21 protein-coding genes are annotated in these 19,272 nt (G+C 62.9%); 12 read left to right on the top strand and 9 right to left on the bottom strand.

Going from position 1 to position 19,272, the window contains the following annotated elements; translation table 11 throughout:
- The first annotated feature begins 34 nt into the window (after positions 1–34).
- The 4 genes from OIU37_RS26155 to OIU37_RS26140 all read left to right on the top strand — a co-directional run bounded on the left by OIU37_RS26155 (position 35) and on the right by OIU37_RS26140 (position 4,442).
- Positions 35–703, top strand: a complete 669-nt coding sequence (locus tag OIU37_RS26155; protein WP_171604597.1) for an amino acid ABC transporter permease — start codon at positions 35–37, stop codon at positions 701–703.
- Positions 700–1,347 carry an amino acid ABC transporter permease gene (locus OIU37_RS26150; protein WP_017989676.1) on the top strand — a complete coding sequence of 216 codons (648 nt, stop codon included), beginning with the start codon at positions 700–702 and terminating at the stop codon, positions 1,345–1,347. Before OIU37_RS26155 ends, OIU37_RS26150 begins: the two co-directional genes overlap by 4 nt.
- 156 nt (positions 1,348–1,503) lie before the next feature.
- Positions 1,504–2,475, top strand: a complete 972-nt coding sequence (locus OIU37_RS26145; protein WP_180696478.1) for an ornithine cyclodeaminase family protein — start codon at positions 1,504–1,506, stop codon at positions 2,473–2,475.
- A 164-nt stretch (positions 2,476–2,639) separates the two neighbouring features.
- The gene (locus OIU37_RS26140) at positions 2,640–4,442 is read left to right on the top strand and encodes an adenine deaminase (RefSeq protein WP_264259053.1); all 1,803 of its coding nucleotides are present in this window, start codon (positions 2,640–2,642) and stop codon (positions 4,440–4,442) included.
- Positions 4,443–4,476: 34 nt separating this feature from the next.
- Here the strand turns inward: OIU37_RS26140 and OIU37_RS26135 are convergent, their stop codons facing one another.
- Genes OIU37_RS26135 through tsaD form a run of 5 tightly spaced genes read right to left on the bottom strand, consistent with a single transcriptional unit; the run spans position 4,477 to position 7,935 of the window.
- Positions 4,477–5,124 (bottom strand): methyltransferase, encoded by a 648-nt coding sequence (locus tag OIU37_RS26135; RefSeq protein WP_264259052.1) that lies wholly within the window; start codon positions 5,122–5,124, stop codon positions 4,477–4,479.
- Complete coding sequence (locus tag OIU37_RS26130; RefSeq protein WP_003543603.1) at positions 5,121–5,552, bottom strand: EVE domain-containing protein; 432 nt, start codon at positions 5,550–5,552, stop codon at positions 5,121–5,123. Before OIU37_RS26130 ends, OIU37_RS26135 begins: the two co-directional genes overlap by 4 nt.
- Before the next feature lie 2 nt (positions 5,553–5,554).
- On the bottom strand, positions 5,555–5,848 hold the full coding sequence (locus tag OIU37_RS26125) for a YciI-like protein (protein WP_003543605.1): 294 nt from the start codon (positions 5,846–5,848) through the stop codon (positions 5,555–5,557).
- Positions 5,849–5,857: 9 nt separating this feature from the next.
- Positions 5,858–6,841, bottom strand: coding sequence for an NAD(P)H-dependent glycerol-3-phosphate dehydrogenase (locus tag OIU37_RS26120; RefSeq protein ID WP_264259048.1), 984 nt, complete (start codon positions 6,839–6,841; stop codon positions 5,858–5,860).
- The gene (gene tsaD, locus OIU37_RS26115; protein ID WP_264259047.1) at positions 6,838–7,935 is read right to left on the bottom strand and encodes a tRNA (adenosine(37)-N6)-threonylcarbamoyltransferase complex transferase subunit TsaD; all 1,098 of its coding nucleotides are present in this window, start codon (positions 7,933–7,935) and stop codon (positions 6,838–6,840) included. The genes OIU37_RS26120 and tsaD overlap by 4 nt, the downstream gene beginning before the upstream one ends.
- A gap of 72 nt (positions 7,936–8,007) precedes the next feature.
- Here tsaD and hemC point away from each other — a divergent pair, with 72 nt between their 5' ends.
- The 6 genes from hemC (at position 8,008) to OIU37_RS26085 (ending at position 13,870) form a co-directional block, all read left to right on the top strand.
- Positions 8,008–8,937 carry a hydroxymethylbilane synthase gene (gene hemC, locus OIU37_RS26110; RefSeq protein WP_077977850.1) on the top strand — a complete coding sequence of 310 codons (930 nt, stop codon included), beginning with the start codon at positions 8,008–8,010 and terminating at the stop codon, positions 8,935–8,937.
- 7 nt (positions 8,938–8,944) lie between these two features.
- The gene (locus OIU37_RS26105; protein ID WP_264259045.1) at positions 8,945–9,652 is read left to right on the top strand and encodes a uroporphyrinogen-III synthase; all 708 of its coding nucleotides are present in this window, start codon (positions 8,945–8,947) and stop codon (positions 9,650–9,652) included.
- A gap of 68 nt (positions 9,653–9,720) precedes the next feature.
- On the top strand, positions 9,721–10,992 hold the full coding sequence (locus OIU37_RS26100) for a COG4223 family protein (RefSeq protein ID WP_264259044.1): 1,272 nt from the start codon (positions 9,721–9,723) through the stop codon (positions 10,990–10,992).
- A gap of 4 nt (positions 10,993–10,996) precedes the next feature.
- On the top strand, positions 10,997–12,625 hold the full coding sequence (locus OIU37_RS26095; protein WP_264259043.1) for a heme biosynthesis protein HemY: 1,629 nt from the start codon (positions 10,997–10,999) through the stop codon (positions 12,623–12,625).
- 17 nt (positions 12,626–12,642) lie between these two features.
- Positions 12,643–13,128: a TerB family tellurite resistance protein gene (locus OIU37_RS26090; RefSeq protein WP_017962409.1), complete on the top strand. Its 486-nt coding sequence runs from the start codon at positions 12,643–12,645 to the stop codon at positions 13,126–13,128.
- Positions 13,118–13,870 carry a glutamine amidotransferase gene (locus OIU37_RS26085; RefSeq protein ID WP_264259042.1) on the top strand — a complete coding sequence of 251 codons (753 nt, stop codon included), beginning with the start codon at positions 13,118–13,120 and terminating at the stop codon, positions 13,868–13,870. The genes OIU37_RS26090 and OIU37_RS26085 overlap by 11 nt, the downstream gene beginning before the upstream one ends.
- Positions 13,871–13,876: 6 nt before the next feature.
- Here the strand turns inward: OIU37_RS26085 and OIU37_RS26080 are convergent, their stop codons facing one another.
- On the bottom strand, positions 13,877–15,127 hold the full coding sequence (locus tag OIU37_RS26080; RefSeq protein ID WP_264259041.1) for an MFS transporter: 1,251 nt from the start codon (positions 15,125–15,127) through the stop codon (positions 13,877–13,879).
- A 139-nt stretch (positions 15,128–15,266) separates the two neighbouring features.
- Here OIU37_RS26080 and OIU37_RS26075 point away from each other — a divergent pair, with 139 nt between their 5' ends.
- Positions 15,267–15,557, top strand: coding sequence for a YggT family protein (locus tag OIU37_RS26075; RefSeq protein WP_025396317.1), 291 nt, complete (start codon positions 15,267–15,269; stop codon positions 15,555–15,557).
- Complete coding sequence (locus tag OIU37_RS26070) at positions 15,554–15,865, top strand: DUF167 domain-containing protein (RefSeq protein ID WP_264259040.1); 312 nt, start codon at positions 15,554–15,556, stop codon at positions 15,863–15,865. The genes OIU37_RS26075 and OIU37_RS26070 overlap by 4 nt, the downstream gene beginning before the upstream one ends.
- 4 nt (positions 15,866–15,869) lie before the next feature.
- Here OIU37_RS26070 and ppa read toward each other — a convergent pair whose 3' ends face one another.
- The 3 genes from ppa to typA all read right to left on the bottom strand — a co-directional run bounded on the left by ppa (position 15,870) and on the right by typA (position 19,188).
- Positions 15,870–16,403: an inorganic diphosphatase gene (gene ppa / locus OIU37_RS26065; protein WP_171604580.1), complete on the bottom strand. Its 534-nt coding sequence runs from the start codon at positions 16,401–16,403 to the stop codon at positions 15,870–15,872.
- A 209-nt stretch (positions 16,404–16,612) separates the two neighbouring features.
- On the bottom strand, positions 16,613–17,119 hold the full coding sequence (locus tag OIU37_RS26060) for a GNAT family N-acetyltransferase (protein ID WP_003543622.1): 507 nt from the start codon (positions 17,117–17,119) through the stop codon (positions 16,613–16,615).
- Positions 17,120–17,367: 248 nt separating this feature from the next.
- Complete coding sequence (gene typA, locus OIU37_RS26055; RefSeq protein WP_171604578.1) at positions 17,368–19,188, bottom strand: translational GTPase TypA; 1,821 nt, start codon at positions 19,186–19,188, stop codon at positions 17,368–17,370.
- Between the last annotated feature and the right edge of the window lie 84 nt (positions 19,189–19,272).

Below are 19,272 nucleotides of genomic sequence, written 5' to 3'. Positions count from 1 at the left end.
CGGGCCCGGATCATCCGGCTCCAAAGGACAAGCGATGAGATACAGCCTCGATTTCAATTGGCTTTGGGACGGCATGGGAGCTCTGGCTTATGGCGCAGGCACGACGCTTGCACTGACGATCTCCACATCGGTCCTCGGGATCGTTCTCAGCATTCTCGGCGCGGCTGCGCGCCGGGGACCTTATCCATGGTTGCGCAAGGCCGTCGGCCTGTATGTGGAGATCATGCGCAACACGCCATTCCTGGTGCAGCTGTTCTTCATCTTCTTTGGCTTGCCTAGCCTCGGCATTCGCCTCGATCCGATCACTGCCGCCGTCCTTGCCATGACCCTCAACATGGCGGCCTACACGATCGAGGTGGTCGGGGCCGGGCTCGACGCCATACCGAGAGGCCAGAAAGAGGCGGCGCAGGCACTCGGCCTCAGGCCTCGGCTGGTGTTCTTCAAGATCATCCTGCCGCAAGCGATCGCCATCATCTTTCCGGCGCTGACGAGCCAGATCATCATCATGATGCTGGAATCGGCGGTTGTTTCGCAAATATCCGTCCGCGAGCTGGCGCAGGAGGCCGATCTGCTTCAGTCGCGCACCTTCCGCTCCTTCGAGACCTATCTGGTGGCGACGTTGATCTATCTTTCGATGTCCGCCGCACTTCGCCGGCTCCTTTTCGCCGGGAAGCGCCGTTTTCTGGGAGCCGGTCTGGCATGATTGAGTTCACCTTCTGGGACATTCTGCGCAATCTTGTCTTCGCGACACGCTGGACCCTGCTGCTTTCGCTCGCAGCCTTTGCCGGCGGCGCCATCGTCGGCCTGGCGATTCTGTCTGCACGCATATCGAAAACGCGCTGGCCGCGCAGCTTCGCGTCCGGCTACATTGCCCTGTTTCAGGGAACGCCGCTCCTCATGCAGCTCTTTCTGATGTTCTTCGGCCTGCCGATGCTCGGCTTCCGGATCGAGTCATGGACCGCCGCCGTTTGCGGCCTGACGTTCTACGCCAGCGCTTACCTTGCCGAAATCTGGCGGAGCGGCGTCGAGGCGGTGCCGCGCGGGCAATGGGACGCCGCAGCCAGCCTGGGCTTGCATCGTCTCCTCGAACTTCGCCTTGTCATCCTGCCGCAGGCTTTTCGGATCACGCGCGCGCCGACCGTCGGGTTCTTGGTCCAGTTGATCAAGAGCACCGCACTGGCCTCGATCCTCGGCTTCGACGAACTGCTGAAAACCGCAAACGCCATCAACAACGCGACCTTCGAACCTTTCAAGGTCTACGGTCTCGTCGCGGTGATCTTCTTCGCCCTGTGCTATCCGCTGACGCAATACGCTAGATTTCTGGAGAAGAAGGCGGCGTTTGGCTGAGCGGTGCTCAATGCTCCGCATTCCCTCGCAACGACGTGTCCAAAGGGCCGATGCCGGTTGAAAAGCCGGTACGCCGCGCAGCGGCGACGCTGCTCTCGTTCCATTACACAGAACTCGCCTTATCCAGCAGTCAGACCTTACTGGGAGATCGTTTCAATGACCGACACACAAATCCGTATACTGGATGCCCGGATAACGGGCGAGCTCCTCCCTTTCGGCCCGCTGGTCGCGACCCTACGGCAAGCATTTGCCGAAGGCTGTGTCGTGCCGGTACGGCATCACCACACGATAGCCAATAGCGGCGAGCCGGATGCGACGCTGCTTCTGATGCCCGCCTGGCATGAAACGCACCGGTCGGAGCGCTACCTTGGCATCAAGATCGTCACCGTCTTTCCCGGCAACACGGTGCGCGGCATTCCCGGTTTGACCTCGACTTACATGCTCTATGATGGCCGGACCGGGATGCAGCTTGCACTACTTGACGGAAATACGATCACGGCGCGCCGCACGGTAGCGGCATCGGCCCTTGCCGCGGATTATCTTGCTCGAGAGGATGCACGCCGTCTGCTGGTGATCGGCGCGGGCCGCGTCGCGAGCCTCATACCCGATGCCTACCGCGCCGTCCGGCCGATCGCCGATGTCGATATCTGGGATATCAATCCCGCCAGCGCCGAACGGCTGGCGCAGAGCCTCCGGCAACGTGGGCTCCAGGCCACTGCCGTCACGGATCTGGAAGCAGCAGTGCGGCGAGCCGATATCGTCAGCGCGGCGACGCTGGCGACAGCACCGCTTATCCGGGGCGAATGGCTGCGGCCGGGCACCCATGTCGATCTGATCGGCGGCTTCACCCCGGCGATGCGCGAGGCCGATGACGAGGCGCTTCGGCGCTCGTCTGTCTATATCGACACGCACGAAGCCCTTCACGAAGCCGGCGATCTGGTTCAGCCGATCAGGGCCGGCGTCATTGCTGCGGATGAGGTGCGTGCGACACTTGGCGAGCTGTGTCGCCGGGATGTTCCAGCGCGGGCGTCCAACGGCGAGATCACTCTCTACAAGGCTGTCGGAACGGCATTGGCTGATCTTGCCGCCGCGACGATGGTGTATGAAGCCGCCTCGATCGCCGGCTGACGTCTTTGGGTCCGGGCGATCGCGAATGATCGGAACGCGCCTGTCGCCCTGCTCCACTTGTCCTGGACCTGCGCCAGAAACAAGAGCTATTCGTGCTTCCTTCCCCCGACGGCGTTCCCTACAATCTCGCCAGTCCTCCCCCGAGCCTTGGAAATGAGGTTTACATGAGCACGCTTACCCGCTTCTCCGTTCAGCCGCTCTCGACCATGACCCGCCGACTTGCCGATGTCGCCTCCGCTCGTCGCGAACCCGACCTGGTCATCCAGGGCGCGCGCGTCTTATCCACCTATTCGGAACGCTTTCTCGACGGACGCGAAGTCTGGATTTCGGGGGGCCGCATCGCAGCCGTGAAGCCGGCCGGCAGCTACAGGGGCGGGAGCGCCAAGCTCTACGACGCCAGGGGCGGCATCATCGCCCCGGGCCTGGTCGATCCGCATATCCATATCGAATCCTCGATGGTGACGGCCTGCGCCTATGCGGAAGCGGCGCTCCTCAACGGCACGACGACGATCTTCTGCGACAGCCACGAGATCGGCAATGTCATGGACGTCGCCGGCGTCGAGGCCATGCTCGAGGATGCACGGCAGGCGCCGCTGTCGATCTTCCTGACCGTGCCGAGCACCGTACCGGCGACGACGCCGGATCTGGAAACAGCCGGCGGCGACCTGACGCCGGACAAGATCGCCGCCCTGTTCGACAAATGGCCGGAAGCCGTGGCTCTCGGTGAGAAGATGGATTTCGTCCCCGTTGCGATGGGCGACGAGCGCAGCCATGCGATCCTGGCTGCAGCACTCGGGCGCGGCAGGCCGGTGTCGGGCCATGTCTACGGACGGGAGTTCGTTGCCGCCTATGCCGCATCCGGCGTCACCGACACGCATGAAGCCATCGACCGCGACATTGCCGACGACCTGCTGGAAGCCGGCGTATGGATCTTCCTGCGCGGCGGCCCGCCGACGACTCCCTGGCATTCGCTGCCGCAGGCGATCAAGACGATCACCGAGCTCGGCGCCTCCCACAAGCGCGTCGCCGTCTGCACCGACGACCGTGATGCGGAAGATCTGCTCGCCTTCGGCTTGGACTGGGTAACGCGCGAAGCCGTGAAATACGGCATGAGGCCGGAACAGGCCTGGGCGATGGGTTCGCTGCACGGCGCGACGCGGTTCGGCATGGAAGGCGAAATCGGCGGTCTGGGCGGCGGACGCCGCGCCGACCTGGTGCTTCTCAGCGACGACCTTACGCCGGTCAGCACCTGGTATGGGGGCGAACTCGTCGTCGACGGCAAGAAGATCACGCCGATCCTCGACGAAGCCCTGTCGAAACCGTACCGCTATCCGGATGCCGCCTACCACACGGTCAAGCTGCCAAAAAATCTCAAGCTGACACCGGACCTACCGACAGAGACGGTCGTCGCTCATACGATCAAGACGGAGCTGCCTGGCATTACCCTCGGCCATGTCACCGTCACGCTGGAACCGGCCAATGACTGGCAGGCGCATTTCGACAGGCACGACCTCTGCTTCGTGACGGTGGTGGAACGTCACGGCAAGTCTGCCGGCAATGTCGCCCACGGACTGCTCAACGGCTTCGGGCTCAGACAAGGCGCTGTCGCATCCTCGGTCGGCCACGACAGCCACAACATCATCGTCGCCGGCACGAATGCCGCGGACATGCAGGTGGCGCTCGACGCGATCGAGGAAAGACAGGGTGGCGTCTGTGTCGTCATGGACGGCAAGGTGACGGCCATGGTGCCGCTGCCGATCGCCGGGCTTTTGTCCGACCAGCGCGTGCACCAGGTCGCGGACGAGGTAAAGGCCTTGAAGCTCGAATGGGAAAAGGCAGGCTGCACCATCGCCTATATGGGCTTCAACCTCATCCCGCTATCAGTCATCCCGGAAATCCGGATAACCGACAAGGGCCTGGTGCTGGTGCCGGAAATGGTGATCTCGCCGCTCTTCGAAAAGGCTTGATTGCGCATGGTCGAAACCTGAATGTCGGTCCGACCTAAGGAGCGAAGCGCCACACCGTCGTCTTCTTGATTTCGCTGTCCTCCAGCGCCCGCGTCACCGGCACCTCATAAACCGCGCAGAATTCCAGCCGATCCCGCGGCAGGTAACTGCGTCCGGGGTCTCCGACCAGCACCCACTTGCCGTCGGCTGCCAGCTTGGCGAACCAGGGAACGAGCGCATCGGCGAAAGTGCGGTCGTAGAAGACGTCGCCGGCAAGCACGATATCCGCATCGACGGCCTGCCCGATCAGATCGGCACCGGTAAATCCGAGCGAAACGCGGTTGGCTGCGGCATTCAGCCGGACTGCGGCTTCCGCCCAGGGATCGACATCGGCGGCCGTGACTTCCCGGGCACCGGCCATGACAGCCGCAATGCCGACAATGCCGGAGCCGCTGGCGAAATCGAGCACGCGCTTGCCGCGCACCATTTCCGGATGATCGAGAACGTAGCGCGCCAGTCCCTGCCCGCCCGCCCAGGCAAAAGCCCAGAAGGGTGGCGGCAGGCCGATCGCCTCCAACTCCTCCTCGGTCTTCAGCCAGAGCTCATGCGCCTCGCTCGCCAGATGGAGCGAAATCTCCGGCACATGCGGCGGCGGCATCAGGCTGGTATTGGCGCGGATGAAGGCTTGCGGGTCGGTCTTCAACGCGGCGGATTGTCCAATCCGCCCATGCGGCAGACTTCGAGATATTCTTCCTCGGTCACCGGCTGCACCGAAAGCCGCATCGAGGTGACGAGCGCCATCTTAGCGAGCTTCTCGCTCGCCTTGACGTCCTTCAACGTCACCGGCTTCGGCACGTCCATGACGGCGCGGATGTCGACGCAATCCCACTTCGGATCGCCCTTGGCGGAAGAATCGGGATGCGACAGGGCGCAGACTTCAACGATGCCGACGATCTCCAGTCCATCATTGGAATGATAGAAAAAGCCTTTGTCGCCGATCTGCATCGCCCGCATGTTGTTGCGCGCCAGATAGTTGCGGACGCCGGTCCATTCCGTGCCCTTTTCGCCGGCAGCCTTCTGCTGCTCCCAGGACCAGGAGGCGGGTTCGGATTTATAGAGCCAGTGCGCCATGCTCACGCCTCCGGTTTGTTGAAGACCCAGTTGTAGGCCTTGACGTCGACGCTTTCAAACAGTCCGGCCTTGGCATAGGGATCGGCATCGGCAAGCGCACGCGCCGCCTCTTTCGATTCCGCTTCGACGATGATCAGGCTGCCGCAGGGCTTGCCGTCGTCATCGAGAAACGGGCCGGCGATCTTCAGCGTGCCCTCGGCATTCAGCTTGTTCAGATGCTCGATATGCGTCGGACGCGTATCCATCCGCACGTTCAGATGTCCCGGTTTGTCCTTGCAGAGAAGGGCGAAAAGCATGTCTGTCTCCTATTCGGTGGTGATCGGACGCGTCATCAGCTGCTCTATCGCCTCCGCGATATCGAGCCTGCCGTCGATGATGGCGGAAACGGCATCGGTGATCGGCATGCTGACCTTCAATTCCGCCGCAAGCCGCGAGGCGACGGAGGCGGCAAACGCGCCCTCCACCAACGCACCCTGCAGGGGATCGGTCTTTTGGCCGCGCCCCAGCGCGATGCCGAAGCGGAGGTTTCGCGATTGATGGCTCGTTGCCGTCAGCACCAGATCGCCGAGGCCGGAAAGTCCGCGCACCGTGTCCGCCTGCCCGCCCTTGGCGACGACGAAACGCGACATCTCGGCAAGACCGCGCGCAATCAGCGCCGCACGCGCGGAATCGCCGATGCCGCGGCCTTCGACGATGCCGCAGGCGATCGCCAGCACATTCTTCAGCGCGCCGCCGAGCTGCACGCCGATCCGGTCGTTGGAAGCGTAGAGCCGGAAGGTCCGCCCGGAAATCGCCTGAGCGAGCCGCTCCGCAATTTCCATGTCGGCTGCAGCAATCGCCATCGCCGTCGGCAGGCCTTTGGCGATATCAGCGGCAAAACCCGGACCGGAGAGCACAGCGACGGAATGGTCCGGCAGTTCCCGTTCCAGCATGTCGGTCAGAAGATTGCCGGTCGCCCGTTCGATACCCTTGGCACAGGTGACGACGACAGCATCCTTGGAAAGATAAGGTCCGTATTGCCGCGCCGCATCGGCCTGGGCCTGCGACGGCATTGCAAACAGCACGATGGAGGCACCGGTGATCGCATCCGCCTCGGCAGAAAATTCCAGCGTATCGGGCAGGAGAATGCCGGGCAGCACCGCATCATGCAGCCGTTCGGCCTTCAGATCGGCAATCAGTGACGGATTACGCCCAACGAGCGTCACCGCACTTCGCCCGGCAAGCGCGATGACGGCAGCAAGCGCCGTGCCGAAAGCCCCCGATCCGACGACGGCGATGTTTTCGCTCATGCCTTGGCCCCTCGTTTTCCGAAACCGATCAGCGTTTCCGCATTGGAATCGAGCGGCCAGCGCGACCGCGGCTGCACGTCGAGCGCATCCGGTGCAGCACCGGTCGCCATCCGCTCCAGTCCCGCCCAGGCGATCATCACGGCATTGTCGGTGCAGAGCCTGAGCGGCGGCGCGACGAAGCGGAAGCCGTTCTTGTCGCACAGCGCCTGCAGCGTGCCGCGCAGTTCGAGATTGGCGGCGACACCGCCGGCAACGACGAGCGCCGGCTTTGCACCGGTCGCTGGAAACTCCATCTTGAATCGCTGCAGGCCGCGGCCGATACGGTCCTTCAGCGTCCGCGAAACCGCCTTCTGGAACGAGGCGCAGATATCCGCGACGTCCTGATCGCTGAGCGGCGCGATATCCTGCGCCGCCTGCCGCACCGCTGTCTTCAGGCCGGAAAAGGAGAAGTCGAGCCTCGCCTCGCCGACCAGCGGCCGCGGAAAGTGGAAGCGATCGGGATTGCCGGCTTGCGCCATTCGCTCCACCGCCGGCCCACCGGGATAGGGCAGGCCGAGCAGCTTTGCCGTCTTGTCGAAGGCTTCGCCGAGCGCATCGTCGATCGTCGTGCCCCAGCGCTCGTACTGCCCGACACCACGCACCAGGATGAGCTGGGTATGGCCGCCGGAGACGAGCAGCATCAGATAGGGAAAGGACAACCCGTCCGTCAGCCGCGCCGTCAGCGCATGGCCTTCGAGATGGTTGATCGCATAGAGCGGCTTGCCGGCGGCTCTGGCGATCGCCTTGCCGGTCATCAACCCGACTAGCAGCCCGCCGATCAGCCCCGGCCCCGAGGTGGCGGCGATGGCGTCGACATCGTTGAGCGACAGATTGGCGCGCTTCAGCGCTTCCTCGATCAGCTCGTCCAGTGCCTCGACATGGGCGCGTGCGGCGATCTCTGGCACCACGCCGCCATAGGCGCTATGCTCGTCGAGCTGGGACAGCACGACATCCGACAGCACGTTGGAATGCCCCTCAGCATCGCGCTCGACAACCGCGGCGGCGGTCTCGTCGCAGCTCGTTTCGATGCCAAGGATGCGCAGAAAGGGAACCATGAAGCCTGTTCGTTGATTGCGATGGGATGGAAACCCGTTTACGAGAACTCCGGTAACAACGGAATAGAGCGGATGCAAACAAAACCTTTCCGGATCGGCACGCGGGGCAGCCCGCTGGCGCTTGCCCAGGCGCATGAGGCCCGCGACAGGCTGATGGCGGCGCATCATCTGCCCGAGGACATGTTCGAGATCGTCGTGCTGACCACCAAGGGCGACCGCATCACCGACCGGTCGCTGGCCGAGATCGGCGGCAAGGGCCTGTTCACCGAAGAGCTCGAACAGAAGCTTGCCGCCGGCGAGCTCGATTTCGCCGTGCATTCCGCCAAGGACATGGCGACGAAGCTGCCCGAGGGGCTTTATCTCTCTGCCTATCTGCCGCGTGAAGATATCCGCGACGCCGTCATCGGTCGCACTGCGCGCAAACTGATCGACCTGCCGCATGGCGCCACCGTCGGCTCCTCGTCGCTCCGCCGCCAGGCGCTGATCCGCCGGATGCGACCGGATATCAATGTGGTCACCTTCCGCGGCCTGGTCGAAACGCGCCTGCGCAAGCTCGAAGCGGGCGAGGTTGATGCGACCCTGCTGGCGCTTGCCGGTCTGAAGCGTCTCGGCAAGGTCGACGTGCTGACCGATATCCTCGACCCCGACACCTTCCCGCCGGCGCCGGCGCAGGGAGCGATCTGCATCGAAAGCCGCATCGGCGACGCCAGGGTCGACGATCTGCTGGCGCCGGTCAACGACGGCCCGACCTTCGACACCGTCTCCTGCGAACGTGCCTTCCTCGCCGCGCTCGACGGCTCCTGCCGCACGCCAATCGGCGGTTATGCCGTCTGCGAAGGCGACCTGATCCGGTTCTCCGGCCTCATCATCACCCCTGACGGCCGCAGCCAGCATGCGGTGACGACCGACGGCCACCGCCGCGATGCGGCAGCACTCGGCACCCGCGCCGGCCAGGACGTGCGCGCCAGGGCCGGCAGCGCCTTTTTCGACGACTGGCACTGAAGCGGCCATGCGCGTGCTCGTCACCCGCCCCGCGCATTCGGCGACGAGAACCGCACAACGTCTGCGCGATATGGGCCACGAGCCGCTGCTGCTGCCGCTGCGTCAGCCGCTGCACGACAGCTATGCCGCCGCAGACGCGCTTGCAACCACCAGCGGCGCAATCGCGGTGACCAGCGCCGAAGCCATCAGGGTCCTCTCCGCGCTCGGCGAGCAACTTCACCCGCATCTTGCCCGCCCGCTTTTTGCGGTCGGCGAAACGACGGCGGACGAGGCGCGCAGCCTCGGCTTCCGATCGGTTGCCTCATCCCGAGGCAACGGCGGCGATCTCGCCGATCTCGTTGCGGCGGAGAAACCGGGCTCGCTGCTCTACCTCGCCGGCACACCGCGCGCCGAGGCCTTTGAAAGGCGATTGCGCGAACTCGGCATCCATTTTTCCGTCGCCGAATGCTACCGCATGCAGCCGACCGCCCCCGATCCCGCCGAGATCGACGCGATCGTCGCTAACGGTTACCCGGACGCCATCCTCTTCTATTCCCGCCAGACGGCAGAGGATTTCTTCCGCGTGCCGGAACTGCGATCGGCCCTGCTGGAACACAGTGCAGCCCGCCTTCTCTGCCTCAGCGAGGCGGTGGCGCAAGCCATTCCGACGGCTCTGAAAAAAACCGTACTGATTTCGCCGATGCCGGATGAGAAAAGCCTTTTGTCGCTGCTTTGAAGGCTCTAGCTGCCCAAATTTGATCTAACCTCTTCCCTTAACTGGCATCACTGTCTAGTTTCGTTGCAATGCAGAATAAAGAGGACCTCATGGTATCGGGAAACCCGCCACGCCATTCGAAGAGCGCCGACGAGCCGGTCACGATCGACCTCGATGCACAGGAATTCGCCGCTGCAGCCGATACCGAAAAACCGGTAGACAATGAAACCGCCGACGCCGACGGCACCGCTGCAGCCGATGTAGGCCTGCCGCCCGAAACCGAGACTGCGTCGCATGCCGAATATGAAGAGAAGCCTGCGATGGATGCTCCGGAGGCCGAACCGGTAGCCGAGGAACCTTCCTTCACCCCTCCTCCCGAACCGCCCGCGCCGAAGGGCGCCGGCACCTCTGGTCTCATTGCCGCCGGCATCTTCGGCGGCCTCGTGGCGCTGCTTGGCGCCGGCGCTATCCAATATGCGGGTTACCTCCCGGGCTCGTCTGCGCCGCAGACGACCTCGCAGGAGACGGCCGATCTTGCCGGTGAGATCGACGGCCTGAAACAGGCCGTCGCCAACCTTGCCGCCAATCCGGTGGGCACGGACGACGGCGAGCTTGCGAAACGCGTCGCTGCGCTGGAAACGGCTGCCAATGCCCCGGCAGTCGCTGCACCAGCCGATTCTGCTAACGTCGAGGCACTCAACCAGAAGATTGCGGAACTGACCGGTCAGGTCGACCAGCTGCGCTCAACGCTTGCCCAGTCTTCCGAGCAGCAGACGACGAGCGGCGCCGATATCGCCAAGCGCCTCGAAGAGGCCGAAAAGAAGCTGAACGAGCCGCGCGAGGACGTTGCCGTTGCCCGGGCGATCGCTGCTGCCGCTCTGAAGGCGGCGATCGATCGCGGTGGCCCGTTCCTGGCCGAACTCGACACCTTGGCCGGCGTCGCACCCGACGATCCAGCCGCCGCCGACCTTAGAGCCTTTGCCCAAACCGGCGTTCCCTCACGCACCGAGCTGGTGCGCGAGGTTCCCGACGTCGCCACCGCGATCGTCGAAGCCGTGAATCAGCCGGATCCGAACCAGAGCTGGTCTGACCGGCTGATGTCGAGCGCCAAGTCGCTGGTGACCGTTCGTCCGGTCGGCAATATCGAGGGTGAAAGCGTCGAGGCCATCGCCGCCCGCATGGAGGAGAAGGTGAAGAACGGCGACCTGCCCGGCGCTTCCGCCGAATGGAACAGCCTGCCCGCCCTCGGCAAACAGGCCTCCGCCGCCTTCAAGCAATCGCTCGAAGCGCGCATCCGCGTCGAGGAACTGGTCGGCGGGGCGCTGTCGAAAGCGGTCTCCGGCACCGGCAAGGAGGGATGAGACCATGCTGATCCGCCTTGTCGTCTTCGCCCTCTTCGTGCTGCTTCTCGCCTATGGCTTCTCCTGGCTCGCCGATCGTCCCGGCGACCTCTCGCTGATCTGGGAAGGCCAGATCTACCAGACGAAGCTGATCGTCGCCGCCAGCGCGATCATCGCCCTCGTCGCCGCCGTGATGATCGCCTGGTGGTTCGTCCGCCTGGTCTGGACCTCGCCGTATTCGGTGACGCGTTATTTCCGCGCCCGCAAGCGGGACCGCGGTTATCAGGCGCTGTCGACCGGCCTGATCGCCGCCGGCGCCGGCAACGCGCTGCTTGCCCGCAAGATGGCCGCGCGTTCGCGCGGCCTGATCCGCGCCGATCAGGAACCGCTGATCAACCTGCTCGAGGCCCAGGCCGCCCTGATCGAAGGTCGCCATGATGAGGCGCGCGCCAAGTTCGAGGCCATGGCCAACGATCCCGAGACGCGCGAACTCGGTCTGCGCGGCCTCTATCTGGAAGCCCGCCGTCTCGGGGCCAACGAGGCCGCCCGCCAATATGCCGAAAAGGCCGCCGACAACGCGCCATATCTGCCCTGGGCCGCGCAGGCGACGCTCGAATATCGCAGCCAGGCCGGCCGCTGGGACGATGCGATCCGCCTGCTCGAACAGCAGAAGGCCGCCCGCGTCGTCGAAAAGGCCGAAGCCAACCGTCTGCAAGCCGTCCTCCTGACGGCGCGCGCCGGTGAGAAGCTGGAAAGCAACCCGACAGGTGCCCGCGACGACGCTCTGCAGGCGCTGAAGCTTGCCGCCGATTTCATTCCGGCAGCCCTCATCGCCGCAAAGGCGCTGTTCCGCGAAGGCGGCGTGCGCAAGGCCGCCTCGATCCTTGAACAGGCATGGAAATCGGCCCCTCATCCCGAGATCGGCCAAGCCTATGTCAGGGCCCGCAGCGGCGATTCCACGCTCGACCGGCTGAAGCGCGCCGAGCGGCTGGAAGGGCAGCGCCCGAACAACGTCGAATCCCTGCTCGTCGTCGCCCAGGCAGCCCTCGATGCGCAGCAATTTGCCAAGGCTCGCGCCAAGGCGGAGGCAGCGGCGCGCATGCAGCCGCGTGAAGCAGCCTACCTGCTTCTGGCCGACATCGAGGAAGCCGAGACCGGAGACCAGGGCCGCGTGCGCCATTGGCTGGCCCAGGCGCTCAAGGCGCCGCGCGATCCGGCCTGGGTGGCAGACGGCTTCGTATCGGACAAGTGGCTGCCGGTATCGCCGGTGACCGGCCGCCTCGACGCCTTCGAATGGAAGGCGCCCTTCGGCCAGATCGAGGGTGCACTCGAAGACGGTTCGGCGCCAGCCTCGATCGAAACCGCTTTGAAGACATTGCCGCCACTGCGTGACGTTAAGCCGGAAAGCCCGGTCAACGACCATCGCATCATTGAGCTTGAACGCGCCGCGACGATTGCTGAGGCTGTGCGCCCCACGCCGGCACCGGCACCAGCACCGACATCGGCAAAACCGAAACCCGTCGAACCGGCCGTGAGCGACAAAGCGCCGGCGCCAAGCGAGGCAAAACCTTTCTTTGGCGGACTGCCGGATGATCCCGGCGTTCGCGATCCCAGGGTGGAACCGGAACCCAAGACACGGCTCCGCCTTTTCTGAAATGGAACGAAAACCGCATGTTCGAACGCTTTCAGGCATTTTTCCAGAAGCTCACCGCCGACAATCCGAAGAAAGGCTTTGCCCCTGATGATCCGCGCATCACAGTGGCAGCGCTCTGCATGCAGGTCATGGAGGCCGACGGCCAGATCAAAGCCAGCGAGAAGAAACGGCTGCGCAAGCTCCTGAAGGAGCAGTATGCGCTCGACGGCAAGCAGCTCGATGCTCTGATGGCCGCCGGCCTCGAGGCCGAAAGCTCCGCCGTCGACTATTATCGCTTCACCGCCGACCTGAAGCGCCATCTCAATACCGAGCAACGGCTGGAGCTGATCGGCATCCTCTGGGACATCGTCTATGCCGATGGCGAGCGCAGCGAGATGGAAGACCATGTGATCTGGCGTATCGCCGATCTGCTCGGCGTCTCCTCGCGCGAGCGCATCCAGAAGCGGCAGGAGGCCGCCGCCAGGGTGACAGACGTCCAGGTTGCGCAAGATGATGCCGACTGAGCAAAACCCGAACCGCGACGGCCGCCCGATTCTTATCGTCCTGCATCAGGAGCGGTCGAGCCCCGGCCGTGTCGGCCAATTGCTTGTCGAAAAGGGCTATCGCCTCGATATCCGTCGTCCGGTTCTGGGCCAGCCGCTTCCGACGACGCTCGAAGACCATGCCGGCGTCGTCGTCTTCGGCGGGCCGATGAGCGCCAATGATCCCGATGACTTCGTCAAGAAGGAGATCGACTGGATCGACATTCCGCTGCGGGAAAAACGCCCCTATCTCGGCATCTGCCTCGGCGCGCAGATGCTGGTGCGTCATCTCGGCGGCAAGGTGCAGTCGAATGCCGACGGCTCGACGGAGATCGGCTGGTATCCGCTGCACCCGACCGAGAAGGGCCGCCTGCTGATGCACTGGCCGAAAATGGTCTATCATTTCCACCGCGAAGGATTCGAGCTGCCGCACGGCGCCGACCTGCTGGCCGAGGGCGATGCCTATCCGAACCAGGCCTTCCGCTACGACGGCAACGCCTGGGGCCTGCAGTTCCATGCCGAACTGACCCGGGCGATGATGCATCGCTGGGTCGTGCATGGCGCCCATCGCTTCATCCTGCCGAATGCCCAGCAGGGCCGCGAACATCTCGAAGGCCGCATGCTGTTCGACGCGCCGCTGAAAGCCTGGCTGACCGAATTCCTCGACACCGTCTTCGAAGGAAAGACAGCGAAGGCGACGTCTTCTATCGCCCTTCGCGCGTAACCTTCCTTAAATCGATTCCGACGATGCGCTGGGCGCGTCGAGCGTATCGATCCGGCGCAACTTGGGAAAACTCGACGCCCAGATCGCCGCCACGATAAGGGTACCGATCCCGCCGATGACGACCGCCGGCACCGCGCCGAAGATCGCCGCCATCGTGCCCGCCCTGAATTCCCCGAGCTCGTTCGAAGCGCCGACGAAGACCATATTGACCGCATTGACGCGGCCGCGCAGCTGATCCGGCGTCCAGAGCGCAATCAGGCTCTCGCGCACATAGACCGACACCATGTCGGCCGCTCCCATCAGCGCCAGCGCCGCGATCGAGACCTCGGTGTTGGTCGAGACGCCGAAGATGATCGTTCCGGCGCCGAACAGGGCAACGCCGATGAACATGTAAATGCCGGCGCGATGTTTGAGCGGATAGGCGGCAAGGAAGATCGCCATGACGATGGCGCCAAGTCCGGGTGCGGCGCGCAGCAGTCCGAGGCCCCAGGGACCGAGGGTGAGGATATCGCGCGCAAAAATCGGCATCAGTGCCGTGGCCCCGCCGAGCAGCACGGCGAAGAGATCAAGCGAAATCGCCCCGAGCACCACCTTTTCGGCACGGATGAAACTAAAGCCGCCGAGGATCATCGCCCAGCTCTTGGTCTCGCCGGTCGTCTTCTGCACCGGTTTCGGGATCATGTAGAGAAGGGCGGCACCGAGCACGGAAAAGATCACCGCCACCGTATAGGCAGTCGGCGCACTGACACCGTAGAGCAAACCGCCGAGCACCGGCCCGGTGATTGCCGCGAGCTGCCAGGACGACGAATTCCAGGCGATCGCATTGGAGAGTGCCTCCTCCGGCACGAGATTGGGCGCCAGCGACTGGACTGCCGGCGACATGAAGGCGCGCTCGATGCCGAAGATCAAAAGCACCGCGAAGACAGGCAGCGGCGTAAAGCTTCCCATCAAAGTCATGACAAGCAGTGCCAGCGTGCAGAGCGCGCTCACCAGCGAGCAGAGGGCGGCGATCGCCCGGCGATTGTACCGGTCGGCCACCGAGCCGGTGACGAGGATGAGCAGCAGCGACGGCAGGAACTGCACGAGACCGATCAAACCGAGATAGATCGCGCTGCCCGTCTGGTCGTACATCTGCCAGCCGACCGCGACGCTGACGATCTGCTGCGAGAAGGAAAGCAGGAAGCGCGCGAAGAAGAACCGCGTGTAGGACGAATGCCGGAACGCGGCAAAACGGTCTCCGGTGGGCGAAAACGACATGGATGTTTTCCGAGGAGACGGACGCCGGAATAGCTGCAAAGCCGCCCGTTAAACATGATTCACCGTGCGTTTCCACACGGCACTTGCCCGTTTAGTCGCCAATGTCTACATGTCTGTCAACAACGAATTGGAGACGATGATGTTTGCGCTGTTTCAAACCATTGATTTGGCTTTGAATATTTACACCTGGATCCTGATTGCCAGTGCCATTTTTTCCTGGCTCTATGCTTTCAATGTTATCAATTCCAGCAATCAGTTCGTCAATTCGGTCGGCACATTCCTCTATAATGTCACCGAACCGGTGCTGAAGCCGATCCGCCGCCGGCTGCCGAACCTTGGCGGCATCGACATTTCGCCGATCATCCTGCTGCTGATCATCTTCTTCCTGCGCACCCTGCTCTGGACCACGCTGTACCCGCTGGTCGCTTGAGCCGTCCCTGGAGCCTTTTCGATGACCATCTGCGCCTCGCCGTCCGGCTGACGCCGAATGGCGGGCGTGATGCTCTCGACGGCGTTGAGGCCGACGGCGAGGGTGAAGCGTTCGTGAAGGCACGCGTCACTGCCGTGCCCGAGAAAGGCAAGGCCAACAAGGCGCTCATGCTTTTGATCGCAAAATCCCTGCGCATTCCCAAATCCAGCGTCAGCCTCGTCTCGGGTGAGACCGCGCGCAAAAAAATCCTCCGGATCGACGGCGATCCGGAGGATTTGGTAAAAAAGCTCGAGATATTTTTAGGCTGAGCGATCAGCCTTTCTTCTTGGCGCGCTCTACGGCTTCGAGGATGAGTGCGCCGGCTTCCTTGGAGTCGCCCCAGCCGAAGATCTTCACCCACTTGCCGGGTTCCAGATCCTTGTAGTGCTCGAAGAAATGCTCGATCTGCTTCAGCGTGATCTCGGGAAGATCGGTGTAGTCCTTCACCTTCTCATAACGCAGCGTCAGCTTCGGCGACGGCACGGCGATGATCTTCTCGTCCTTGCCGGAATTGTCTTCCATCTTCAGGACGCCGATCGGGCGCACATTGATGACACAGCCGGGAACCAGCGGGCGGGTGCTGGCGATCAGGACGTCGATCGGGTCGCCGTCTTCCGACAGCGTGTGCGGCACGAAACCATAATTGCCCGGATAGGTCATCGGCGTATAGAGGAAACGATCGACCACCAGCGTGCCGGCTTCCTTGTCCATCTCATACTTGATGGGATGACCGCCGACCGGAACCTCGACGATTACGTTGACGTCCTCAGGTGGATTATTACCGATTGAAATGGCGTCGATGCGCATAAGAAACTCCCGCGAGGTTGAATGTGCTGGCAGCCAGATAATCAGTTTCATGTGGCAACGCAACATGGCACAGCACCAATGCTTGACTGCACCGGGCCACATTCACATCAAAAGTTTCTAAGAGGAGATAGGCGACCACTGACTCCAGCCCCACACGTCTTTTCAGACGCCGAAGGACACTGTGGCACTTTGAATTGTGTGTAGACCGTTCAGCTCCAGATGAAGCCGATCTTCTTCAATTGCCTGTGGTCGAAACTTTCCATGCCTTCGCAGAAATCGACACCGCCATGATTGCGGTAGAAGTGGCTGGCGGTCTCATTATCCTCGAGGCACCAGACGACCAGCCCGTTGCAGCCGAGCGACTTCAAGAGCCGGCGCGCCTCGCCGAACAGCATTCTGCCGAGGCCGATGCCCTGATACTCGGGGCGAAGATAAAGCTCGTAAATCTCACCTTCCTGCGGCAGAGCGCGGGCGCGGTTGAGGCCGAGCGTCGCATAGCCGGCGACCGTTCCGGCAACATCGAGAACCAGCAGCGTCGCCGGTCCGCGCGTTGCCTTGCGCCACCAGCTTTCGCCGCGCCGCTCGATCATCTGCGTCAGTGCACGATGCGGAATGATGCCCGCATAGGTGTGTTGCCAGGCAAGCCTGTGTGTTTCCGATATGGCTCGGGCATCTTGCGGCTCGGCCCGCCGGACATCGATCGACAACGTCTTCATAACGCTTACTCTGGTCCCGCCAGAGGCAATTAACCATATGCGATACCGCATTCCGGTCCATTGCCCACAGACTTAACATGTGGACGATGGTCAAAAGTTAACGCTTTTTTAACGATTGTCACAAGATGGAATCGACGCGGCGCACAATAAAAAAACCCCGGCGCGAAGGCCGGGGTTTTGAAGGATTACTCTCCAGCGCCGCGCCTCTTTTCGAGAGACCCAAGCCGCTGTAGCGCTTTGAGTGGCGCTCAGAGCGCCGCCTTGGTCTTTTCGAAACGCTTGCGATCGTTTGCGTCGAGATACATCTTGCGCAGACGAATATTCTTCGGCGTCACTTCCATCAGCTCGTCATCCTGAATCCAGGAGAGCGCGCGATCAAGCGTCATGCGGATCGGCGGCGTCAGCTTCACCGCTTCGTCCTTGCCGGCGGCGCGGATGTTGGTGAGCTGCTTGCCCTTCAGGACGTTGACTTCAAGGTCGTTGTCGCGCGAATGGATGCCGATGATCATGCCGGCATAGACCTTTTCGCCCGGCTCGATAATCATCGGGCCGCGATCCTCCAGGTTGAACATCGCATAGGCGACGGCTTCGCCGGCAGCGTTGGCGAGCAGCACGCCGTTGACGCGGCCACCGATCACACCCTTGTAGGGCTGGTAGTCGTGGAACAGGCGGTTCATGATCGCCGTACCGCGCGTATCCGTCAGCAGTTCCGACTGGTAGCCGATCAGGCCACGGGTCGGTGCGTAGAAACGCAAGCGAAGACGGTTGCCGCCCGACGGACGCAGCTCGACCATTTCGGCCTTGCGCTCGGACATCTTCTGCACAACGACACCGGAATGTTCTTCGTCGACGTCGACGACGACCTCCTCGATCGGCTCCAGAAGCTGGCCGTTTTCATCCTTGTGCATCACGACGCGCGGACGCGACACGGCAAGCTCGAAGCCTTCGCGACGCATGGTTTCGATGAGAACGGCGAGCTGAAGTTCGCCGCGGCCGGACACGTAGAACGAATCCTTGCCTTCGGCTTCTTCGATCTTCAGGGCGACGTTGCCTTCCGCTTCCTTGAAGAGACGGTCGCGGATGACGCGGCTCGTCACCTTGTCGCCCTCGGTGCCCGCCAGCGGGCTATCGTTGACGATGAACGACATGGTGACAGTCGGCGGATCGATCGGCTGCGCCTGCAGCGGCTCGGTGATCGAGGGATCGCAGAAGGTGTCGGCGACCGTGCCCTTGGAAAGGCCGGCAATCGCAACAATATCGCCCTGATGCGCTTCTTCGATCGGTTGACGTTCAATACCGCGGAAGGCGAGGATCTTGGAAATACGGCCGGTTTCGATCGTCTTGCCGTCGGCGTGGAGAACCTTCACGGCCTGGTTCGGCTTGATGGAGCCGGAATTGATACGACCGGTGATGATGCGGCCGAGGAAGGGGTTGGCTTCGAGGATCGTGCCGATCATGGTGAACGGACCTTCGTGGACGGTCGGCTCCGGAACATGCTTGAGCACCAGGTCGAGAAGCGGCGCAAGACCCTGATCCTTCGGACCTTCCGGATTGACGTTCATCCAGCCGTCGCGGCCGGAACCGTAGAGGATCGGGAAGTCGAGCTGCTCGTCGGTCGCATCGAGATTGGCGAAAAGATCGAAGACTTCGTTGATGACTTCTTCGTGGCGGCCGTCCGGACGGTCGATCTTGTTGATCGCGACAATCGGACGAAGACCGACCTTCAGCGCCTTGCCGACCACGAACTTGGTCTGCGGCATCGGGCCTTCGGAGGCATCGACGAGAACGATCGCGCCATCCACCATGGAGAGAATGCGCTCCACTTCACCGCCAAAGTCGGCGTGGCCGGGGGTGTCGACGATGTTGATGCGAACACCCTTCCATTCCACCGAGGTCGCCTTGGCGAGAATGGTGATGCCGCGTTCCTTTTCGAGATCGTTCGAGTCCATCACGCGTTCAGCGACACGCTGATTTTCGCGGAACGAGCCGGACTGCTTGAGAAGCTCATCCACCAGGGTCGTTTTGCCATGGTCAACGTGCGCGATGATCGCGATATTGCGAAGTGCCATATGTGAAATCTCTGAGGCTGGGGCGCACGCTCTAGAGGACGCGCCTATTAGTTTGGGGCGTCCATACAGTTTTTTTTGCGTTTG

Origin of the sequence: Rhizobium sp. BT-226, assembly GCF_025847085.2 — a bacterium.
In the GTDB taxonomy this organism is placed as follows: domain Bacteria; phylum Pseudomonadota; class Alphaproteobacteria; order Rhizobiales; family Rhizobiaceae; genus Rhizobium; species Rhizobium sophorae.
This window is presented reverse-complemented; position numbering and strand designations above follow the sequence as displayed.